This is a genomic window from Marinobacter sp. DUT-3, from assembly GCF_050379435.1.
Taxonomy (GTDB): Bacteria; Pseudomonadota; Gammaproteobacteria; order Pseudomonadales; family Oleiphilaceae; genus Marinobacter.
Window position 1 is genome coordinate 467022 of the sequence record NZ_JBNRMG010000003.1, and the last position, 17646, is coordinate 484667.

Annotated in this window: 12 protein-coding genes; all 12 read left to right on the forward strand. The window is 56.6% G+C overall.

Annotated elements, in window-relative coordinates; all coding sequences use genetic code 11:
• Window positions 1-1014: a metallophosphoesterase gene (locus tag ACQUWM_RS07545; protein ID WP_407002268.1), complete on the forward strand. Its 1014-nt coding sequence runs from the start codon at window positions 1-3 to the stop codon at window positions 1012-1014.
• A 3-nt stretch (window positions 1015-1017) separates the two neighbouring features.
• Entirely contained in the window at window positions 1018-1878 is an 861-nt protein-coding gene (locus ACQUWM_RS07550; RefSeq protein ID WP_428921720.1) for a rhomboid family intramembrane serine protease, read from the forward strand.
• 169 nt (window positions 1879-2047) lie between these two features.
• Window positions 2048-2338, forward strand: coding sequence for a YeaC family protein (locus ACQUWM_RS07555; RefSeq protein WP_407002270.1), 291 nt, complete (start codon window positions 2048-2050; stop codon window positions 2336-2338).
• Window positions 2335-3177 carry a DUF2797 domain-containing protein gene (locus tag ACQUWM_RS07560; protein WP_407002271.1) on the forward strand — a complete coding sequence of 281 codons (843 nt, stop codon included), beginning with the start codon at window positions 2335-2337 and terminating at the stop codon, window positions 3175-3177. Before ACQUWM_RS07555 ends, ACQUWM_RS07560 begins: the two co-directional genes overlap by 4 nt.
• A 73-nt stretch (window positions 3178-3250) precedes the next feature.
• Window positions 3251-5893, forward strand: a complete 2643-nt coding sequence (gene pepN, locus ACQUWM_RS07565) for an aminopeptidase N (RefSeq protein WP_428921721.1) — start codon at window positions 3251-3253, stop codon at window positions 5891-5893.
• A 144-nt stretch (window positions 5894-6037) separates the two neighbouring features.
• Complete coding sequence (locus ACQUWM_RS07570) at window positions 6038-7426, forward strand: DUF1329 domain-containing protein (protein ID WP_428921722.1); 1389 nt, start codon at window positions 6038-6040, stop codon at window positions 7424-7426.
• Between the two features lie 204 nt (window positions 7427-7630).
• On the forward strand, window positions 7631-8725 hold the full coding sequence (locus tag ACQUWM_RS07575; RefSeq protein ID WP_428921723.1) for a YCF48-related protein: 1095 nt from the start codon (window positions 7631-7633) through the stop codon (window positions 8723-8725).
• A 46-nt stretch (window positions 8726-8771) separates the two neighbouring features.
• Window positions 8772-11156: an efflux RND transporter permease subunit gene (locus ACQUWM_RS07580; protein ID WP_428921724.1), complete on the forward strand. Its 2385-nt coding sequence runs from the start codon at window positions 8772-8774 to the stop codon at window positions 11154-11156.
• 181 nt (window positions 11157-11337) lie between these two features.
• Window positions 11338-12321 (forward strand): TAXI family TRAP transporter solute-binding subunit, encoded by a 984-nt coding sequence (locus ACQUWM_RS07585; RefSeq protein ID WP_428921725.1) that lies wholly within the window; start codon window positions 11338-11340, stop codon window positions 12319-12321.
• Between the two features lie 84 nt (window positions 12322-12405).
• Window positions 12406-15006: a TRAP transporter permease gene (locus tag ACQUWM_RS07590; RefSeq protein ID WP_428921726.1), complete on the forward strand. Its 2601-nt coding sequence runs from the start codon at window positions 12406-12408 to the stop codon at window positions 15004-15006.
• Window positions 15007-15157: 151 nt separating this feature from the next.
• The gene (thrS, locus tag ACQUWM_RS07595) at window positions 15158-17083 is read left to right on the forward strand and encodes a threonine--tRNA ligase (RefSeq protein WP_407002279.1); all 1926 of its coding nucleotides are present in this window, start codon (window positions 15158-15160) and stop codon (window positions 17081-17083) included.
• Window positions 17080-17625: a translation initiation factor IF-3 gene (gene infC, locus ACQUWM_RS07600; protein WP_406988020.1), complete on the forward strand. Its 546-nt coding sequence runs from the start codon at window positions 17080-17082 to the stop codon at window positions 17623-17625. The genes thrS and infC overlap by 4 nt, the downstream gene beginning before the upstream one ends.
• The last annotated feature ends 21 nt before the right edge of the window (window positions 17626-17646 follow it).

Consider the following 17646-nt stretch of genomic DNA (forward strand, 5'->3'; position numbering starts at 1 on the left):
ATGTCAGGACAAATACAAACCGCGAGTCGTGGTTACGATATCATTGGCGATATTCACGGGTGTGCCCACACATTGACCCGACTGCTGGATCAGATGGGGTATCGGAAAGTCAACGGCGTCTACCAGCACCCTCGCCGGCAGGCCATATTCATCGGCGACATCATTGATCGGGGCCCCCGTATCCGTGAAGCGTTGCACCTGGTGCGGGATATGGTCGAGCACGGTTCAGCCCGAATCGTGATGGGAAACCATGAGTACAATGCCCTGGGTTATTGCACCCGGGCGCGGCCGGGCAGCGGGAAAAAATGGCTGCGAGAGCATAACGCCCGCCATGACCGGCTGATCCAGGAAACCCTGCAACAGTTTGAGCCTTACCCCCATGAGTGGAACGAATTCCTCGAATGGTTTTATACCATTCCCCTGTTCATTGAAGAGGAAGGGTTCCGGGTGGTTCATGCCTGCTGGGATGGTGATCTGATTAACAAGTTCAAGCATGCCCAGGGTGGCGCCTGCATTGATGAAGATTTTCTGCACGCGTCTTCCGCCATTGAGTCCTTTGCCGGGCAGGTGATGGATACTTTGCTGAGGGGGACCGATCTGCGGTTGCCCGAGGGCGTGAAGATCACCGGCAAGGATGGCTACGTGCGGGAATTCTTCCGCACCAAGTTCTGGGCGGAGAATCCGCAAACCTACGCCGACGTGGTGTTCCAGCCGGACCCGCTGCCGCCGGAGGTAGCCCGTATGCCGTTGTCCGATGGGGAGCGCCGTCAGTTGATTTCCTACCCGTTGAGTGAACCGCCGGTTTTTGTCGGGCATTACTGGATGGATAGCAGCCCCGCGCCGTTGAAGGCGAACGTGGCCTGCATTGATTACAGCGCCGTTAAGTACGGCAAACTGGTGGCCTATCGCATGGATGGAGAGCGTACACTGTCGAAAGACAAGTTTGTCTGGGTGGACGTGGACCGGCCGGAGCAACCGGACTATCCGACCAGCGAAGACAGTGTGGCGAGGTAATTCGTGTATCGCGTTAAGCAGATGGATGTCAGTGTCGACCTGGCGGGGTTCAGCCGCTGGCTGCGTGAGCAGGGGGTGGCGCACCGCATCACCGAGGAAGGTGGTTTTCAGGTACTGTGGCTGGAAAACGCGGATCACACCGAGCCTGTTCTGCGGGCTCTGGATCGCTTCCTGGAAGAGCCCGAGGTGCGGAATGCAGTGAATTCCGCCAGTGACTCTCAGGTATACCGCGGGGGGCGCTGGCAGCCGTCTCCCCGTCATGCGCCGCTGGTGTTGGGCATTATCGTACTTGCCGTGCTGGCTGCCTGGATCACCGGGATGGGCCGTAACCAGATTTCCACACTGTTGATGGTGATTGATCCCCAAAGCTTTGATTGGAACACCGTGTCATCAAGGGTGTACGCCTTGCGGGAGACCCTTGCCAGTGGCCAGGTCTGGCGGCTGATTTCGCCGGATTTCCTGCATTTCAGCTGGACCCATATTATTTTCAACTCGGTCATGCTCTGGTTCCTGGGCAGCCAGATTGAGTGGTTTGATGGTAAAGCCAGACTGGTGAGTCTGTTCATTTTTACCAGCCTGGTATCCAATGGTTTGCAGTATTTCGTGTCCGGGCCTTTATTTGGCGGTTTGTCCGGCGTGGTTTACGGCATTCTGGGGTATTGCTGGCTTAGCCAGCGACGTGTGCCGAGGTTCCAGTTCCCGCCGGCTCTGGTAACGTTCGCCGTGGTATGGATGGTGATCGGTTTTACACCGTTACCGGAAATGCTGGGGCTGGGGCGTATGGCTAACGAGGCCCACCTTGGCGGCTTTATTGCCGGGTTGGCATTGGCGGTCGTGCTGCCGGTGAGGGTGGCAAGGACATAAAAAAGCCCCGCCAAAAGGCGGGGCATTAAAAGAGCTTATAGCTCCTGATGAGAGAGACCAAATGAATACGACCTTCGTCATTTGGTGAGTTAATAATAATCATTATCATTTGCGTCTGTCAACCCGTTGCAACTATTTTTTTAGCAGAAGCGTTTTGCAGGAGAAGACCATGACATACGAAGAGCTGATTGAGCGACTGGACCCAACGGTTTACCAGAACCTGCGACGCTCCATTGAGCTGGGCAAATGGCCGGATGGCCGTAAGTTAACGCCAGAGCAGCGCGAAATCTGCCTGGAAGCGGTTATATACTACGAGAACCTGCACAGCATTCCCGAGACCGAACGAGTCGGATTTCTGGATCGCGGAAGCAAGGCGGGAACGGCCTGTGACCCATCGGTAAAGCAGGCGTCCGGTTCTGGCGATGTGGATTCGTCGCAGTTTGTTGAGGTCAAGTCTTGAGTGCATTGGTGGATGTGAGTGGCCGGCTGCGAAAGATGCCAGTGGAGGCGGGGCAGCCGGTCGATTATGTGATTCAGGTCGGGGATACCCGGGTTCCGCTCAATGAAATGATCGGTTACCCGGTACAGATTGATTATGACGGTGTCATTCGTTGTATACACTGTAACCGCACCACCAAAAAGAGTTTCAGCCAGGGGTATTGCTACCCGTGTTTCCGCAAACTGGCTGCCTGTGATACCTGCATCATGAGCCCGGAAAAGTGCCATTACCACGAAGGCACCTGCCGGGAGCCGGAATGGGGTGAGACACACTGCATGGTTGAGCATGTCGTGTATCTGGCAAACTCCTCCGGACTGAAAGTGGGGATTACCCGGGCTTCCCAGGTGCCGACCCGGTGGATTGACCAGGGCGCGGTGGATGCGATTCCAATGATGCGGGTCGCCACCCGACAACTGGCCGGATTTGTCGAAGTGGCTTGCAAGCAGCACGTTGCCGATCGCACCAATTGGCGTGCCATGCTCAAAGGGGATGTGCCCGAGATGGACCTGGTTGCCGAGCGCGACCGGATGTTGGCGTTGATTGCCGACGATCTGGAGCAGCTGAAAGCGGCCCATGGGGCAGATGCCTTGCAGGCAGTGGATGAGCCGAGTCTGGATCTCAGTTATCCGGTCCAGGTCTGGCCGCAGAAAATCAAAACCCATAATCTGGACAAGGAGCCTTCGGCGGAAGGCACACTCCAGGGCATCAAGGGACAGTACCTGATGCTCGACACCGGGGTGATCAATATTCGTAAATACACCGGTTATGACGTCCGCTTCCGGGTATTTCCCAGGCCCTGAGTCCGCTCGAGTGATACATCCGTGTCGGTAGGCGTAGTCCGTATCGACCGCAACGAATTTCTGGAGACAGCGAATGCGTACCAGCCAGCCACAAACCATTTACCTGAAAGATTACCGTGTACCGGCCTTCCTGGTGGACCACGTCGACCTCCGTTTCGAGTTGTTTGAAGATGGCGCCCGCGTGCACAGCGTGCTGTCCATGCGCCGGAATCCAGAGTCGGGTGACAATCATGGCGCCCTTGAGCTGGACGGTGACAGCCTGAAGCTGGAGTCCGTGGCGCTGGATGGCGCTACCCTGGATGAGGGGCAATACGAGGACCTCGGCGACACCCTGGTAGTCACAAACGTGCCCGATGCCTTCGAGCTTAAGGTGGTCACCTGGATTGAACCCCAGAACAACACCCGTCTTGAGGGGCTGTACAAGTCATCGGGGATGTTTTGCACCCAGTGTGAGGCGGAGGGCTTCCGTTGCATCACCTTTTTCCCGGACCGGCCGGACGTGATGGCGCGTTTCCGTACCCGGATCGAGGCGGACAAGGCCGCCTATCCGATCCTGTTGTCCAACGGTAACGATGTGGAGCGGGGCGACCTGGCTGACGGCCGGCACTTTGTCACCTGGGAAGACCCGTTCCCGAAACCCTGTTACCTGTTCGCGCTGGTGGCTGGAGACCTGGTGGAAAAGCGGGATACCTTCACCACTGTGTCGGGCCGCGACATCGACCTGCGGATGTATGTGGAGCCGCGCAACTCGGAGAAATGCGAGCACGCGATGGATTCCCTCAAACGCTCCATGCGCTGGGATGAAGAAGTCTACGGCCGGGAATACGATCTTGATATCTTCATGATTGTTGCCGTGGATGACTTCAACATGGGGGCAATGGAGAACAAGGGGCTGAACATCTTCAATTCCTCCTGCGTGCTTGCCAGTCAGGACACCGCTACGGACCTGGCGTTCCAGCGCATCGAAGCGATTGTCGCCCATGAGTACTTCCATAACTGGTCCGGTAACCGCGTCACTTGCCGCGACTGGTTCCAGCTGAGCCTGAAGGAAGGCTTCACGGTCTTCCGGGATGCGCAGTTTTCCTCCGACATGGGCTCGCCCACGGTCAAGCGTATCGAGGACGTCACCCTGCTGAGAACGGCGCAATTTGCCGAGGATGGCGGCCCCATGGCGCATCCGGTGCGCCCGGCCTCGTACATGGAGATTTCCAACTTCTACACCCTGACGATCTACGAAAAAGGGGAAGAAGTGGTACGGATGATCCATACCCTGCTGGGGCCGGAGCTGTTCCGTAAAGGCAGTGACCTGTATTTCGAGAGGCACGATGGCCAGGCGGTCACCACCGATGATTTTGTTTCCGCAATGGAAGATGCCAGCGGTCGAGATCTTTCCCAGTTCCGGCTCTGGTATGTACAGGCGGGGACGCCAGTGCTGAATGTCAGTGATCATTATGATGACGCGGCCGGCACGTACAGCCTCACCATCAAGCAGAGCATTCCGGATACACCCGGGCAGCAGGGCAAGCAGCCCCAGCACATTCCCTTTGCTCTGGGCCTGCTCGATAGCAACGGTCAGGATATGCCCCTGACCCTGGCCGGTGAGAACGGCGATTCCCCGTCAGAGCGGGTGCTGGAGTTGACCGATGCCAGCCACACGTTCGAATTCCCCGGTGTCAGTGAGCGCCCGGTGCCGTCGCTACTGAGACACTTCTCCGCGCCAGTGCGGGTGGCGTATCCGTGGACGCGCGAGCAGCTGCTGTTTCTGATGAGCCACGACACCGACGGGTTCAACCGCTGGGATGCCGGCCAGAGACTGGCCGTGGATGTGATCCAGTCGCTGGTTGATGCAGAGGGTGATGCCGACATTGAGCCCAGGCTGGTTGCCGCATACCGCCAGTTACTGTCGGATGAATCTCTGGATCAGGCGCTGGTGGCCAAAATGATGCAGTTGCCCTCGGAGGCCTACCTGATTGAGCTGGCGGACAGCCCGGATGTACCCGCCATTCACCAGGCTCGGGAACGCGTGCTCGCGCATCTGGCCGGTGAGCTGCGGCAGGATCTGCTGGCCTGCTATCAGCGCCACGCAGCGGACGGGTCCTATGGCTTGTCCCCTGAAGAGATTGCCGGCCGCAGTCTGCGCAATACCGCGTTGGCGTGGCTCCTTCACATTGATGATGAGCAGGGTCGCGACCTGGCCATGGACCAGTTCCGCGAGGCGGATAACATGACCGACCGGCTCGGCGCATTGCGGGCTCTGGTCAACTCCGGATTCGTGCAGGAGCGGGAGCAGGCGCTGGAGAACTTCTATCGGCAGTTTTCCGCGGATCCTCAGGTGGTGGAGCAGTGGTTCTCGGTGCAGTCATCCAGCCCGGCCACCGGCAGCCTGGAGCAGATCCGCCAGTTGATGACCCACGAAGCGTTCGACTGGAAGAACCCCAACAAGGTGCGTTCGGTCATCGGCGTCTTTGCCGGTCAGAACCTGTCGGCATTCCACGCAGCGGACGGTTCCGGCTATCGCTTCCTGGCGGAGCAGGTCTGCCGTCTTGATGACAGCAATCCGCAGATCGCGGCGCGCCTGGTGACGCCGCTGACCCGGTGGAAGAAATTTGCACCGGTCCATGGTGATCAGATGAAAGTCGCCCTTGAGCAGATCCGGGACAAGAAAGGGCTGTCACGGGATGTGTACGAGGTGGTTCACAAGAGTCTCGTCGGCTAGGGGAGCCGCTGCGGGTGCAAAATCGCACTTTCGGTCGATAGACAATATTGGCCGATCGGCTAACCTGTTGGATAGTCGATAAACCATGAAACGACAATAAAAAAGGCTCTCGAAAGGGCCTCCAGACGGTATTAGGGTTTCATAATGATCTATAACAAGAACTTTTTCCTGGGCAGCGTACTCGCGTTATCCGTGGCTTCTGCCCCCGCAGCGGCCGCGGTGTCATCCAGTGAAGCCGCACGGCTCGGGCAGGACCTGACACCCTTCGGTTCCATCAAGGCCGGCAATGAGGCGGGTACCATTCCTGCCTGGGATGGCGGTCTGACAACGCCTCCCGATGGCTATGAAGGCAGTGGCCAGCATCACATCAATCCGTTCCCGGATGACGACGTGCTGTTCACTATCAACGCATCGAACATGGGGCAGTACAGCGACCATCTTACCGACGGTGTCAGGGCTATGCTGGAAGCCTACCCCACCACCTTCCGGATTCCGGTCTACAAGAGCCGGCGTACCCATGCCGTGCCGGACTGGGTTGCCGAAAACACCAAAGAAAATGCGGTGAACGCGGAGATCGTCGGCGAGGGTGAGGGGCTTGACGGTGCGTTTGGCGGCTACCCGTTCCCTATCCTTCATGGCAACAACGAAGAAAAGGCGTGGCAGGCGATCTGGAATCACCTGACCCGGTGGCGGGGCGTCAGTGTCACCCGTCGCTCCAGTGAAGTGGCAGTCCAGACCGACGGCGATTATTCCCTCGTTACGTCCCAGCAGGAAGCCTTCTTCAATTATTACAACCCTGAAGGTGGTGAAGAAGATCTGGATAACGTGATTTTCTACTACCTCTCCTTTACCCAGTCACCGCCCCGTCTTGCCGGTGGTGCCATCCTGATCCACGAAACATTGAATCAGATTATCAATCCGCGCAATGGCTGGGGGTATAACGCCGGCCAACGCCGTGTACGCAGGGCTCCGAACCTGGGCTACGATTCCCCCATTGCCGCTGCTGACAACCTTCGTACTGCCGATGATACCGACATCTTTAACGGTGCATTGGACCGGTATAACTGGAACTACGAAGGCATGCGGGAAATCTACATTCCCTACAATAATTACCGCATCGGTGAGAAGGGCACGCCATACTCTGAAATCCTTGGTGTTTCCCACGTCAATCCGGACCTCACCCGCTGGGAGCTTCACCGGGTGCATGTTGTGGAAGCAAACCTGAAGGACGGTGAGCGCCACATATACGCCAAGCGCCGTTTCTATATCGATGAAGACAGCTGGAACACCGTTCTGGTGGATCAGTACGACGGGCGGGGAGAGCTCTGGCGTGTCACTATGGGCCTCCCTAAGAACTATTATGAGCTTCCGGGCGTGTGGACAGTACTGGATGTTTACCACGATCTGCAGGCCCGGCGTTACCACGTTCTGGGACTGGATACGGAAGAGCCGAATACCCGTACCTTTTCCGACGATGTTCCCAACAGGCGTTATTTCTCTCCGGCGTCCCTTCGCCGCCGGAGTGTGCGCTGAGGTTGATACTGCTTCGGGAATGACGTCTTCGCCCGAAGTTATCGGCGAATCTGCATACCGGTAACCACAAGGTTGCCGGTATGTTTATGACACTGGCCGTTACACGGCACAACAGAGACACAGTTCAAAACAACATAATAGGCAATCTGAATGGCTACAAGGTTGATGTGCAAGACTCTGGGTGCGGCTTGTCTTGGAGCATCCATGGCACTGTCCGCTCCCTCGGCGTTTGCGCTTGCGGATATCATCGAAACCCCATCACGGCCAACCGATCTGGCTCCGAAGTCACTGCTTAACGATGTGACAAAAGCGGGTGACAGGATCGTGGCGACGGGTGAGCGGGGCCATATCATTTACTCGGATGACGAAGGGCAGACCTGGGAGCAGGGGCAAGTGCCTGTTTCCGTCACCCTGACAGGAATTGATTTTGGCACCGAACAGCATGGCTGGGCCGTTGGTCACAGCGGGGTGATATTGCACTCAGGCGATGCTGGTGAATCCTGGGAGCTTCAGTTGACCGGTGTCGAAGCGGCAAAACTGGCGATTGAAACCAAACAGGAACAGATTGCCGAACTTGAACAGCAGATCGAAGAAGCGCCGGAAGAAGAGAAGGGCGATCTTGAATGGGCGCTGGACGATGTGTTTTTCACATTGGGCAACCTGGAAGCCGATCTCGACGTCGGGCCGGTGAATCCGTTGCTGGATGTGTGGTTTGAGAATGAGAACCACGGTTTTGTCGTCGGCGCCTATGGCATGATTCTTCGCACCACCGATGGCGGCGACACCTGGCGAGACTGGTCGACGCAGATTGATAACCCGCAAAGCTTCCACCTCAACAGCATCACCCAGGTAACCGGTGGCGCACTGGTGTTGGTCGGTGAGGCTGGCAATATTCACGTGTCCGTTGATGGTGGAGACACCTGGGAACGTCGCGAGAGCCCTTACTCGGGGTCGCTTTTCGGCGTTGTCGGTACCGGTGAGCCCAATGAAATGCTGGCGTTCGGACTGCGAGGCAACAAGATGCGCTCGACGGATCTGGGCAAGTCCTGGGAGATGATTCCCAATGAGGCCGGCGCCACTCTGAACAGTGGCGTGGTTGCGGACGATGGACGTATCACCCTGGTAGGAAACGGCGGCGCAGTTCTGATGAGCACCAACGGCGGCGAATCTTTTCGCCCGTACTTCCGCACTGACCGGGAAGGCGTCATGGCGGTTGTTCCGATTTCCGGAACCAACCTTCTCATCGTAGGCGAGGGTGGCGTCAAGTTCACCGATGCCCGTGGCAAGAACCTTCAATAACGCCCTGATGCGGCAACAACAGAACGGATAATAGAGGGGCTTTTGAATGTCGAACCCGAAGCACGATAAGGGCGAACATTACCTGACGACACCGAAGGCGGAGCCGTTCCTGGAACGTCTGATCTTCAACAATCGGGCCATGATCCTGATTGCATTCTTTTTCCTGACGCTGTTTCTGGGCTATAACGCCATCAAGATTCAGCCGGATGCCAGCTTCGAGCGGATGATCCCGCTTGAACATCCCTATATTGTAAACATGCTGGAACACCGGAACGATCTGGAGAATCTGGGTAACTTTGTGCGGATCGCCGTGGAAGTGAAGGAAGGCGATATCTTCACCAAGGAGTACATGGAAACCCTGAAACAGATCACCGACGAGGTGTTCTACCTGAACGGTGTGGACCGCTCAGGGTTGAAGTCGCTGTGGACTTCCAACGTGCGATGGGTGGAAGTGACCGAGCAGGGCTTCCAGGGCGGTACCGTGATTCCGGACGGTTATGACGGCTCCCGGGACAGCCTGGAAGCCTTGCGCCAGAACGTTCTGCGTTCCAACGAGGTTGGCCGCCTGATTTCGGACAACTTCCGTTCCACCATTGTGTACGCGCCGCTGTACGAGAATAACCCGGAGACCGGCGAGCCCCTGGACTACGGCAACTTCTCCCGTCAGCTGGAAGAGAAAATCCGTGATAAGTACGGTGCAAATAACCCCAATATCGAAATTCACATTGTTGGTTTTGCCAAGAAAGTCGGCGACCTGATTGAAGGTATTGGCTCCATTGCCTACTTTGCCGGCATCACGATTCTGCTGACAACGCTGCTGCTGTTCTGGTACTCCCGTTGTATTGCGGGCACGTTGGTGCCGGTCTTCTCATCCATCGTGGCGGTATTCTGGCAGCTGGGTATTCTCAGGCTTCTCGGTTATGGCCTGGACCCCTACTCGGTGCTGGTGCCCTTCCTGGTATTTGCGATTGGTATCAGTCACGGCGTTCAGGTGGTCAACGCCATGGCAATTGAAGCCTCCAAGGGCTTTGACCCGATTACCGCCGCACGGCTTGCCTTCCGCGCCCTTTATATCCCGGGCATGCTGGCGTTGATTTCGGATGCCTTCGGGTTCCTGACCCTCTTGTTCATCCAGATTGACGTGATCAAGGATCTGGCAGTGGCTGCCGGTCTGGGTGTGGCAATCGTGATTATTACCAACCTGGTTCTGCATCCTCTGATCATGTCCTATATCGGTATTACCAAGGGCGGTGTCCGGCATGTGCAGAATCACGGCGAAAAGCAGGATCGCAAATGGCGGGTCATGTCCTACTTCTCCCATCCTGGCGTGGCGCCCATTTCTTTGCTGATCGCGGTGATCGGTCTGGGCCTTGGGCTGTACTTCAAGCAGGATCTGAAAGTAGGCGACCTCGACCAGGGTGCGCCCGAACTGCGCGCGGACTCCCGCTATAACAAGGACAACGCCTACATCATCGACAACTACTCCACCAGTGCCGACGTTCTGGTGGTGATGGTGAAGACGCCAGAAGAGCAGTGCACCCAGTACAATGTGTTGCGCGCCATGGACAGCCTGCAGTGGGAGCTTCAGAATACGCCGGGCGTCCAGTCTTCAGCGTCGCTGGCGGATGTGTCCAAGATCGTGACCAAGGCTCTCAACGAGGGTAACTGGAAGTGGTATGAAATATCCCGCAACCAGACCATTATCAACGCGTCCATTCGTGAGGCGCCGGCTGGTCTGATCAACACCAACTGCGACCTGACGCCGGTGCTGGTGTTCCTGGAGGATCACAAGGCCGAAACGCTGCAGACCGTGGTTGAGCGTGTTGAGGAATTCGCCGAGAACAACAGCAACGAGGAGCATAACTTCCTGCTGGCAGCGGGTAATGCCGGTGTTGAGGCAGCCACCAACGAAGTGATTTCCAGCGCCAAGAACATGATGCTGGTCTTCGTGTACGGCGTGGTCAGTCTGTTGTGTTTCCTGACGTTCCGCTCCATTCGCGCGGTGGCGTGTGTCGTGATCCCGCTGGGGCTGACTTCGATCCTGTGTGAGGCGATCATGGCGGTGTCCGGTATCGGCATCAAGGTGGCGACCCTGCCGGTAATCGCGCTGGGTGTGGGTATCGGTGTCGATTACGGCATCTATATCTACACCAAGCTGGAGAAATACCTGCTGGAGGGCAAACCCCTTCAGGAAGCTTATTACGAGACCCTGCGCTCAACGGGTAAAGCGGTTATCTTTACCGGCGTGACCCTGGGCCTCGGTGTGGTGACCTGGATCTTCTCTCCGATCAAATTCCAGGCCGACATGGGCTTCCTGCTGTTCTTCATGTTCCTGTGGAACATGGTCGGGGCCATCTGGCTGCTTCCGGCACTGGCGCGCTTCTTGCTGCGTCCGGACCGTATGCTGGCCAAGGCGCGGTCAACGAAATAACCGCCGCCCAAGCCCGCAAAAAAGCCCGCTTAGCGGGCTTTTTTGTTTCCCGGTCAACTGGTTAGCCAGCTAATGCAACCTTTATTTATGGTCCGAAGTGGTCTATGTTTCAAGACGAACCAGAAGTTTGTCCGCATGCGGATGCGGGTTCCATATGATAATGATGAAAAAGGAAGATCCCATGACGCTAAAAATTAAAAGTTCTGTTCTCGCCCTTGCTGCCGCCGTTAGTCTTGGCGCCGCTTCCTCTGCGGTTTCCGCGCAGGAACAGCGGTTTGTCACCATTGGCACTGGCGGGGTAACCGGCGTTTACTATCCGGCCGGTGGTGCAATCTGCCGTCTGGTGAACATGGACCGGAAGGAACACGGTATTCGTTGTTCTGTCGAGAGTACCGGTGGTTCCGTTTACAACCTGAACGCCATTCGTGAAGGGGAGCTGGATCTGGCGGTTGCCCAGTCCGACTGGCAATACCATGCCTACAACGGCACCAGTGAATTTGAAGACGCCGGCAAGAATGAAAAGCTGCGGGCAGTCTTCTCGCTGCACCCTGAGCCGTTCACCGTTGTTGCGAGCAAAGGCTCCGGCATCAAGACCTTTGAGGACCTGGAAGGCAAGCGCGTTTCCATTGGTAACCCCGGTTCCGGTCAGCGGGCTACGGCGGAAGTGCTGATGAAGGAAATGGGCTGGACCCAGGACAAGTTCTCCCTGGCAGCGGAAATCAAGGCTGCCGAGCAGTCCCAGGCACTGTGTGATGGCAACATCGACGCTTTCTTCTACACCGTTGGCCACCCATCCGGTGCCATCAAGGAAGCGACCACGTCCTGCGACAGTGTCATTGTGAATGTCGACAACGACGCCACCAAGAAGCTGATCGACGACAACCCATACTATCGTAAAGCCGTCATCCCTGGTGGCATGTATCGCGGCAGCGATGACGACGCCACCACCTTCGGTGTCGCGGCGACGTTCGTGTCTTCCACAGACGTGCCCAATGACGTGGTGTATGCGGTTGTTAAAGCTGTGTTCGAAAACTTCGACAGCTTCAAGCGTCTGCACCCCGCGTTTGGAAACCTGAACAAGGAAGAAATGGTGTCCGACGCTCTCAGTGCCCCCCTGCATCCGGGCGCCGAGAAGTACTACAAGGAAGCCGGCCTGATCGACTGATCTGTCGGTATCTCAACACAGCGGGCCATGGGTCCGCTGTGTTGTCTATTCATGGATCAATCTTTTACGTAACAGGAATTTTTTATGGCAACGAGCGACCCGGCTAAAGGGCCTGGTGTGGATGGCGGAAATGTAGAGCAGATTTTGCAGACAGAAACCGGGGGTAGGGCAACCAGCGGTAATGCTGCCGTCATTCTTTTTGTCATTCCTTTGGTGTGGTCGCTGTTCCAGCTCTGGATTGCATCACCACTGCCGTATATCTTCAATTTCGGGTTGTTCAATTCCACCGAAGCACGCTCCATACATCTGGCCTTTGCCGTTTTTCTGGCGTTTTCGGCCTTCCCGATGATTAAGGGGCGGAACCTTCACAGTGTGCCTTTCTATGATTGGATTCTGGCCCTGGTAGCGGCTTTCTGTGCTTCGTATCTATACGTTTTCTATGAGGGGCTATCCAGTCGCCCCGGGCTTCCGACGACCACGGACCTCTGGGTTTCCATGATCGGTCTGGTGCTGTTGCTGGAAGCCACGCGCCGCTCCCTGGGACTGCCGCTGACGATTGTTGCTGCTGTTTTCATCGCCTATTCCATCGCCGGCCCTTATATGCCGAATGTCATTGCCCATAAGGGCGTGAGTCTCAATAAGCTTGCCTCGCACCAGTGGCTCGGTACTGAAGGGGTGTTCGGGGTGGCGCTGGGTGTGTCCACCAGTTTCGTCTTCCTCTTTGTACTGTTTGGCGCCCTGCTAGAGCGGGCGGGGGCCGGTAACTATTTTATCAAAGTAGCCTATGCAGGCCTCGGGCACATGCGTGGCGGGCCGGCCAAGGCTGCGGTGGTCTCCAGTGGTTTGAGCGGGGTGATTTCAGGTTCTTCTATCGCCAACGTGGTGACGACCGGCACGTTCACAATTCCGCTGATGAAGCGTGTGGGTTTTCCGGCAACCAAGGCCGGTGCGGTCGAGGTTGCCGCCTCAACCAATGGTCAGTTGACCCCGCCAATCATGGGCGCCGCCGCGTTTCTGATGGTCGAGTATGTGGGCATTTCCTATCTTGAGGTGATCAAGCACGCAATCCTGCCAGCGCTGATCTCCTATGTCGCGCTGATTTACATTGTTCACCTGGAAGCCTGTAAGCTGAAAATGAAGGGTATTGAGCGCCTGAATCGCCCGACACTTGCCCAGAGAATGTTGAACTGGGTAGTTCTCCTGATCGGCCTCAGTGCACTGACGCTTGCGGTCTATTATGGCGTTGGCTGGATGAAAACCTGGCTTGGCGAAGCGGCTGTCTGGGTTCTGGGGCCGTTGCTCCTGCTTGTATACGTGGGGCTCGTGGCCTACGCAACGCGTTTCCCGGAACTGGAAATCGATGATCCGAACGCCGACATGGGCGAGCTTCCGGAGATGGGGCCGACGGTCAAAACCGGTTTGTACTACCTGCTGCCGGTGGTTGTTCTGGTCTGGTGTCTGACGGTAGAGCGTTTTTCTCCTCAGTTGTCCGCGTTCTGGGCGACTGTTTTCATGATTTTCATCGTGGTTACCCAGCGGCCGTTGAGGGCGTTTTTCCGCAAGCAGGGTGCCCTCCTTGAAAGCTTCAAAACCGGCGTGCTGGACCTGGCCCATTCGTTGTCCACCGGCGCACGCAATATGGTGGGTATTGGTGTTGCGACTGCAACCGCAGGCATTGTGGTTGGCACCGTCACCCTCACGGGCATCGGTCTGGTCATGACGGAATTCGTGGAATTCCTGTCCGGTGGCAATCTGTTGCTGATGCTGATCTTCACTGCGGTCATCAGTCTGATTCTGGGGATGGGGTTGCCCACCACCGCAAACTACATTGTGGTGTCTACCCTGATGGCGCCGGTCATCGTCACCCTGGGCGCTCAGAACGGGTTGATTGTTCCGCTGATTGCGGTTCACCTGTTTGTGTTCTACTTTGGCATCCTCGCGGACGATACGCCGCCTGTGGGGCTGGCAGCCTACGCGGCTGCCGCCATATCGGGGGCCGATCCCATACGAACCGGTATCCAGGGTTTTACCTACGACATCCGGACGGCCATCCTGCCGTTCATGTTTATCTTTAACACCCAGTTGTTGCTGATCGGGCTGACCGGGTGGCTGGATCTGCTGATCACCATTGCCAGCGCTGTGACGGCGATATTGGTGTTTTCGGCGGCCACTCAGGGATTCTGGTTTACCAAGAGCTACAAGTGGGAATCACTGCTGCTTCTGCTCATTACTTTCACCCTGTTCCGGCCCGGCTTCTGGTGGGACATGGTTTATCCTCCCAGCGAGGATCGTCCCGGGGTGGAGATCATGGAGTATGTGGAGACAGTGCCTGCGGATAACCCCATTATCCTGAAAGCGTCGGGCATGTCGCTGGATGGCAGTGACGTAACCACGTATCTCAAGCTCGAAATCCCGGAAGGCGATTCGCCAAAAGAGCGGCTGATGAATGCGGGTCTGGAATTGCGGGCTGACGGCGATCGTATGGCGGTTGAATTCGTCGGATTTGGAAGTCCGGCGGAGGATGCCGGTATCCAGTTCGGCTGGACAATAGACGCCGTTCAGGTAGAGCTGGACCGTCCTCCCCGGGAAATCATGTTCATCCCCGCCCTGATTCTGCTCGGGTTGGTGGCCTTTGGTCAGCTGCGGCGCAAGAGCAGGGAGGACGCTGCCGCCGCAACGGCTTGATTGCTCTGACTGTCAGGAAAACCCGGCATTAACCTGCCGGGTTTTTTTCTGTTAAACTCCGCTGCGAATGCGGCCCGTGGTTTGTATCGCGGATGGCCGCCTACACGTGATCTTTGGTACGGATCACCGCTGAGACCCACAGGAGAGAATCATGCCCGTAGTAACCCTGCCGGACGGCAGCCACCGCAGCTTTGCCGAAGCCGTCACCGTACACGACGTCGCCGCTGATATCGGCGCAGGTCTTGCAAAGGCCGCCCTTGCCGGACGCGTCAATGGCAAATTGGTGGACACCAGTTTCCAGATTGAAGATGACGCTGATCTCGCCATTGTGACTGAGCGGGATGAAGATGGCGTAGATATTATCCGTCATTCCACTGCCCACCTGCTGGCCATGGCGGTCAAGGAGTTGTTCCCGTCAGCCCAGGTCACCATTGGCCCTGTGGTCGATAACGGCTTCTACTACGATTTCAAGTTTGACCGTCCGTTTACCAACGAAGATCTGGCGCGCATTGAAAAGCGCATGGAAGAGTTGGCCAAGCAGGACATTCCGGTGTCGCGTTCGGTGATGTCCCGGGAAGAGGCGGTGAAACTCTTTAACGAGATGGGCGAGGAATACAAGGTGCGTATCATCGAGGACATTCCCGGTGATGAAGACCTGTCTTTCTACCGTCAGGGTGACTTTATTGATCTCTGCCGTGGGCCCCACGTGCCCAATACCGGAAAGCTCAAGGCGTTCAAGCTGACCAAGGTGGCAGGCGCCTACTGGCGGGGTGATACCGGCAATGAGCAGCTCCAGCGCGTGTACGGTACAGCCTGGGGCAACAAGAAAGACCTGAAGGCCTACCTGCATCGCCTGGAAGAGGCCGAAAAGCGGGACCATCGGAAGATCGGTAAGAAACTGAACCTGTTCCATATGCAGGAAGAAGCTCCGGGTATGGTGTTCTGGCATCCGGATGGCTGGTCCCTGTACCAGGAAATCGAGCAGTACATGCGCGATATCCTGCACCGTCACGGCTATAAGGAAATCAAGACGCCCCAGGTGGTTTCCCGGGCATTGTGGGAAAAATCCGGTCATTGGGACAAGTTCCACGATGACATGTTCACCACCGAGTCCGAAAAGCACGACTTTGCCATCAAGCCGATGAACTGCCCGTGTCACATCCAGGTGTTCAACCAGGGTCTGAAAAGTTACAAGGACCTGCCGCTGCGCCTCGCTGAATTCGGCTCCTGCCATCGGAACGAGGCCTCTGGCGCGCTGCACGGGCTGATGCGTGTTCGCGGCTTTACCCAGGACGATGCCCACATCTTCTGCGAAGAAGACGCCATTCAGGAGGAAGTGTCGCGCTTTATCGACCTGCTCCACGAGGTGTACAAGGATTTCGGTTTTGACCAGATCCTCTACAAGCTGTCGACCCGTCCGGAGAAGCGTGTAGGCTCCGATGAGGTATGGGACAAGTCGGAAGCGGCCCTGGAAGAAGCACTGAACCGCGAAGGCGTGGATTGGGAATTGTTGCCGGGTGAGGGTGCATTCTATGGCCCGAAAATTGAATTCTCCCTGAAAGACTGTATCGGTCGGGTATGGCAATGCGGTACCATTCAGGTCGATTTTTCCATGCCGGGCCGCCTTGGCGCCCAGTATGTGGCAGATAATTCCGAGCGCAAGACGCCGGTAATGCTGCACCGGGCGGTGCTCGGGTCGTTCGAACGTTTCATTGGTATCCTCATCGAGGAATACGAAGGCGCATTTCCCGCCTGGCTGGCACCAACCCAGGTCGCGGTCCTCAATATCACCGATAATCAGCGTGATTATTGTCAGAATCTGGCGAAAAAGTGGGATTCTTTGGGCTATAGGGTTAATGCTGACTTGAGAAACGAGAAGATCGGCTTTAAAATCCGCGAGCACACTATTAATAAAGTTCCCTTTTTGGTTGTTGTCGGTGACAAAGAAATCGAGAACAACGCCGTTGCGGTGAGAACCCGCAAAGGCGAAGATCTGGGAACTATGTCGCTTGAAGCGTTCGAACAGCTACTGGCTGATGACATTCAACGCAAGGGCAGAACCAAAACGGAGATCTGATTATTAAACAGCGAGCGAATCGGGGTGGGCGCACACCAAAGGCGCCGATCAATGACAACATTGACGCAACTGAAGTCCGCCTGATCGATGCCGAAGGCACCCAGGTGGGAATTGTTCCGATCGAAGAGGCCTTGAAGCAGGCGGAAGAAGCCACTCTTGATCTGGTACAGGTTACGGATTCCGATCCGATCGTCTGTAAGATAATGGATTACGGCAAGAAGGTCTTCGAAGATAAGAAGGCCAAGGCGGCTGCCAAGAAAAAGCAGAAGCAGACGCAGGTCAAAGAGCTTAAGTTCCGTCCAGGAACTGAAGAAGGGGATTATCAGGTCAAACTACGCAACCTGGTACGTTTCCTTGAAAACGGGGACCGCGGCAAGATCACGATTCGTTTCCGTGGCCGTGAGATGGCACACCAGGAAATCGGTATGAAGCTCATGGGTCGGATCGAAACGGACATCGAAGAGATTGCAACGGTTGAGATGCGGCCGAAAATGGAAGGCCGGCAGATGACCATGATTGTGGCTCCCCGCAAAAAGAAGTGAACCTGATCGGGTGATGATCCC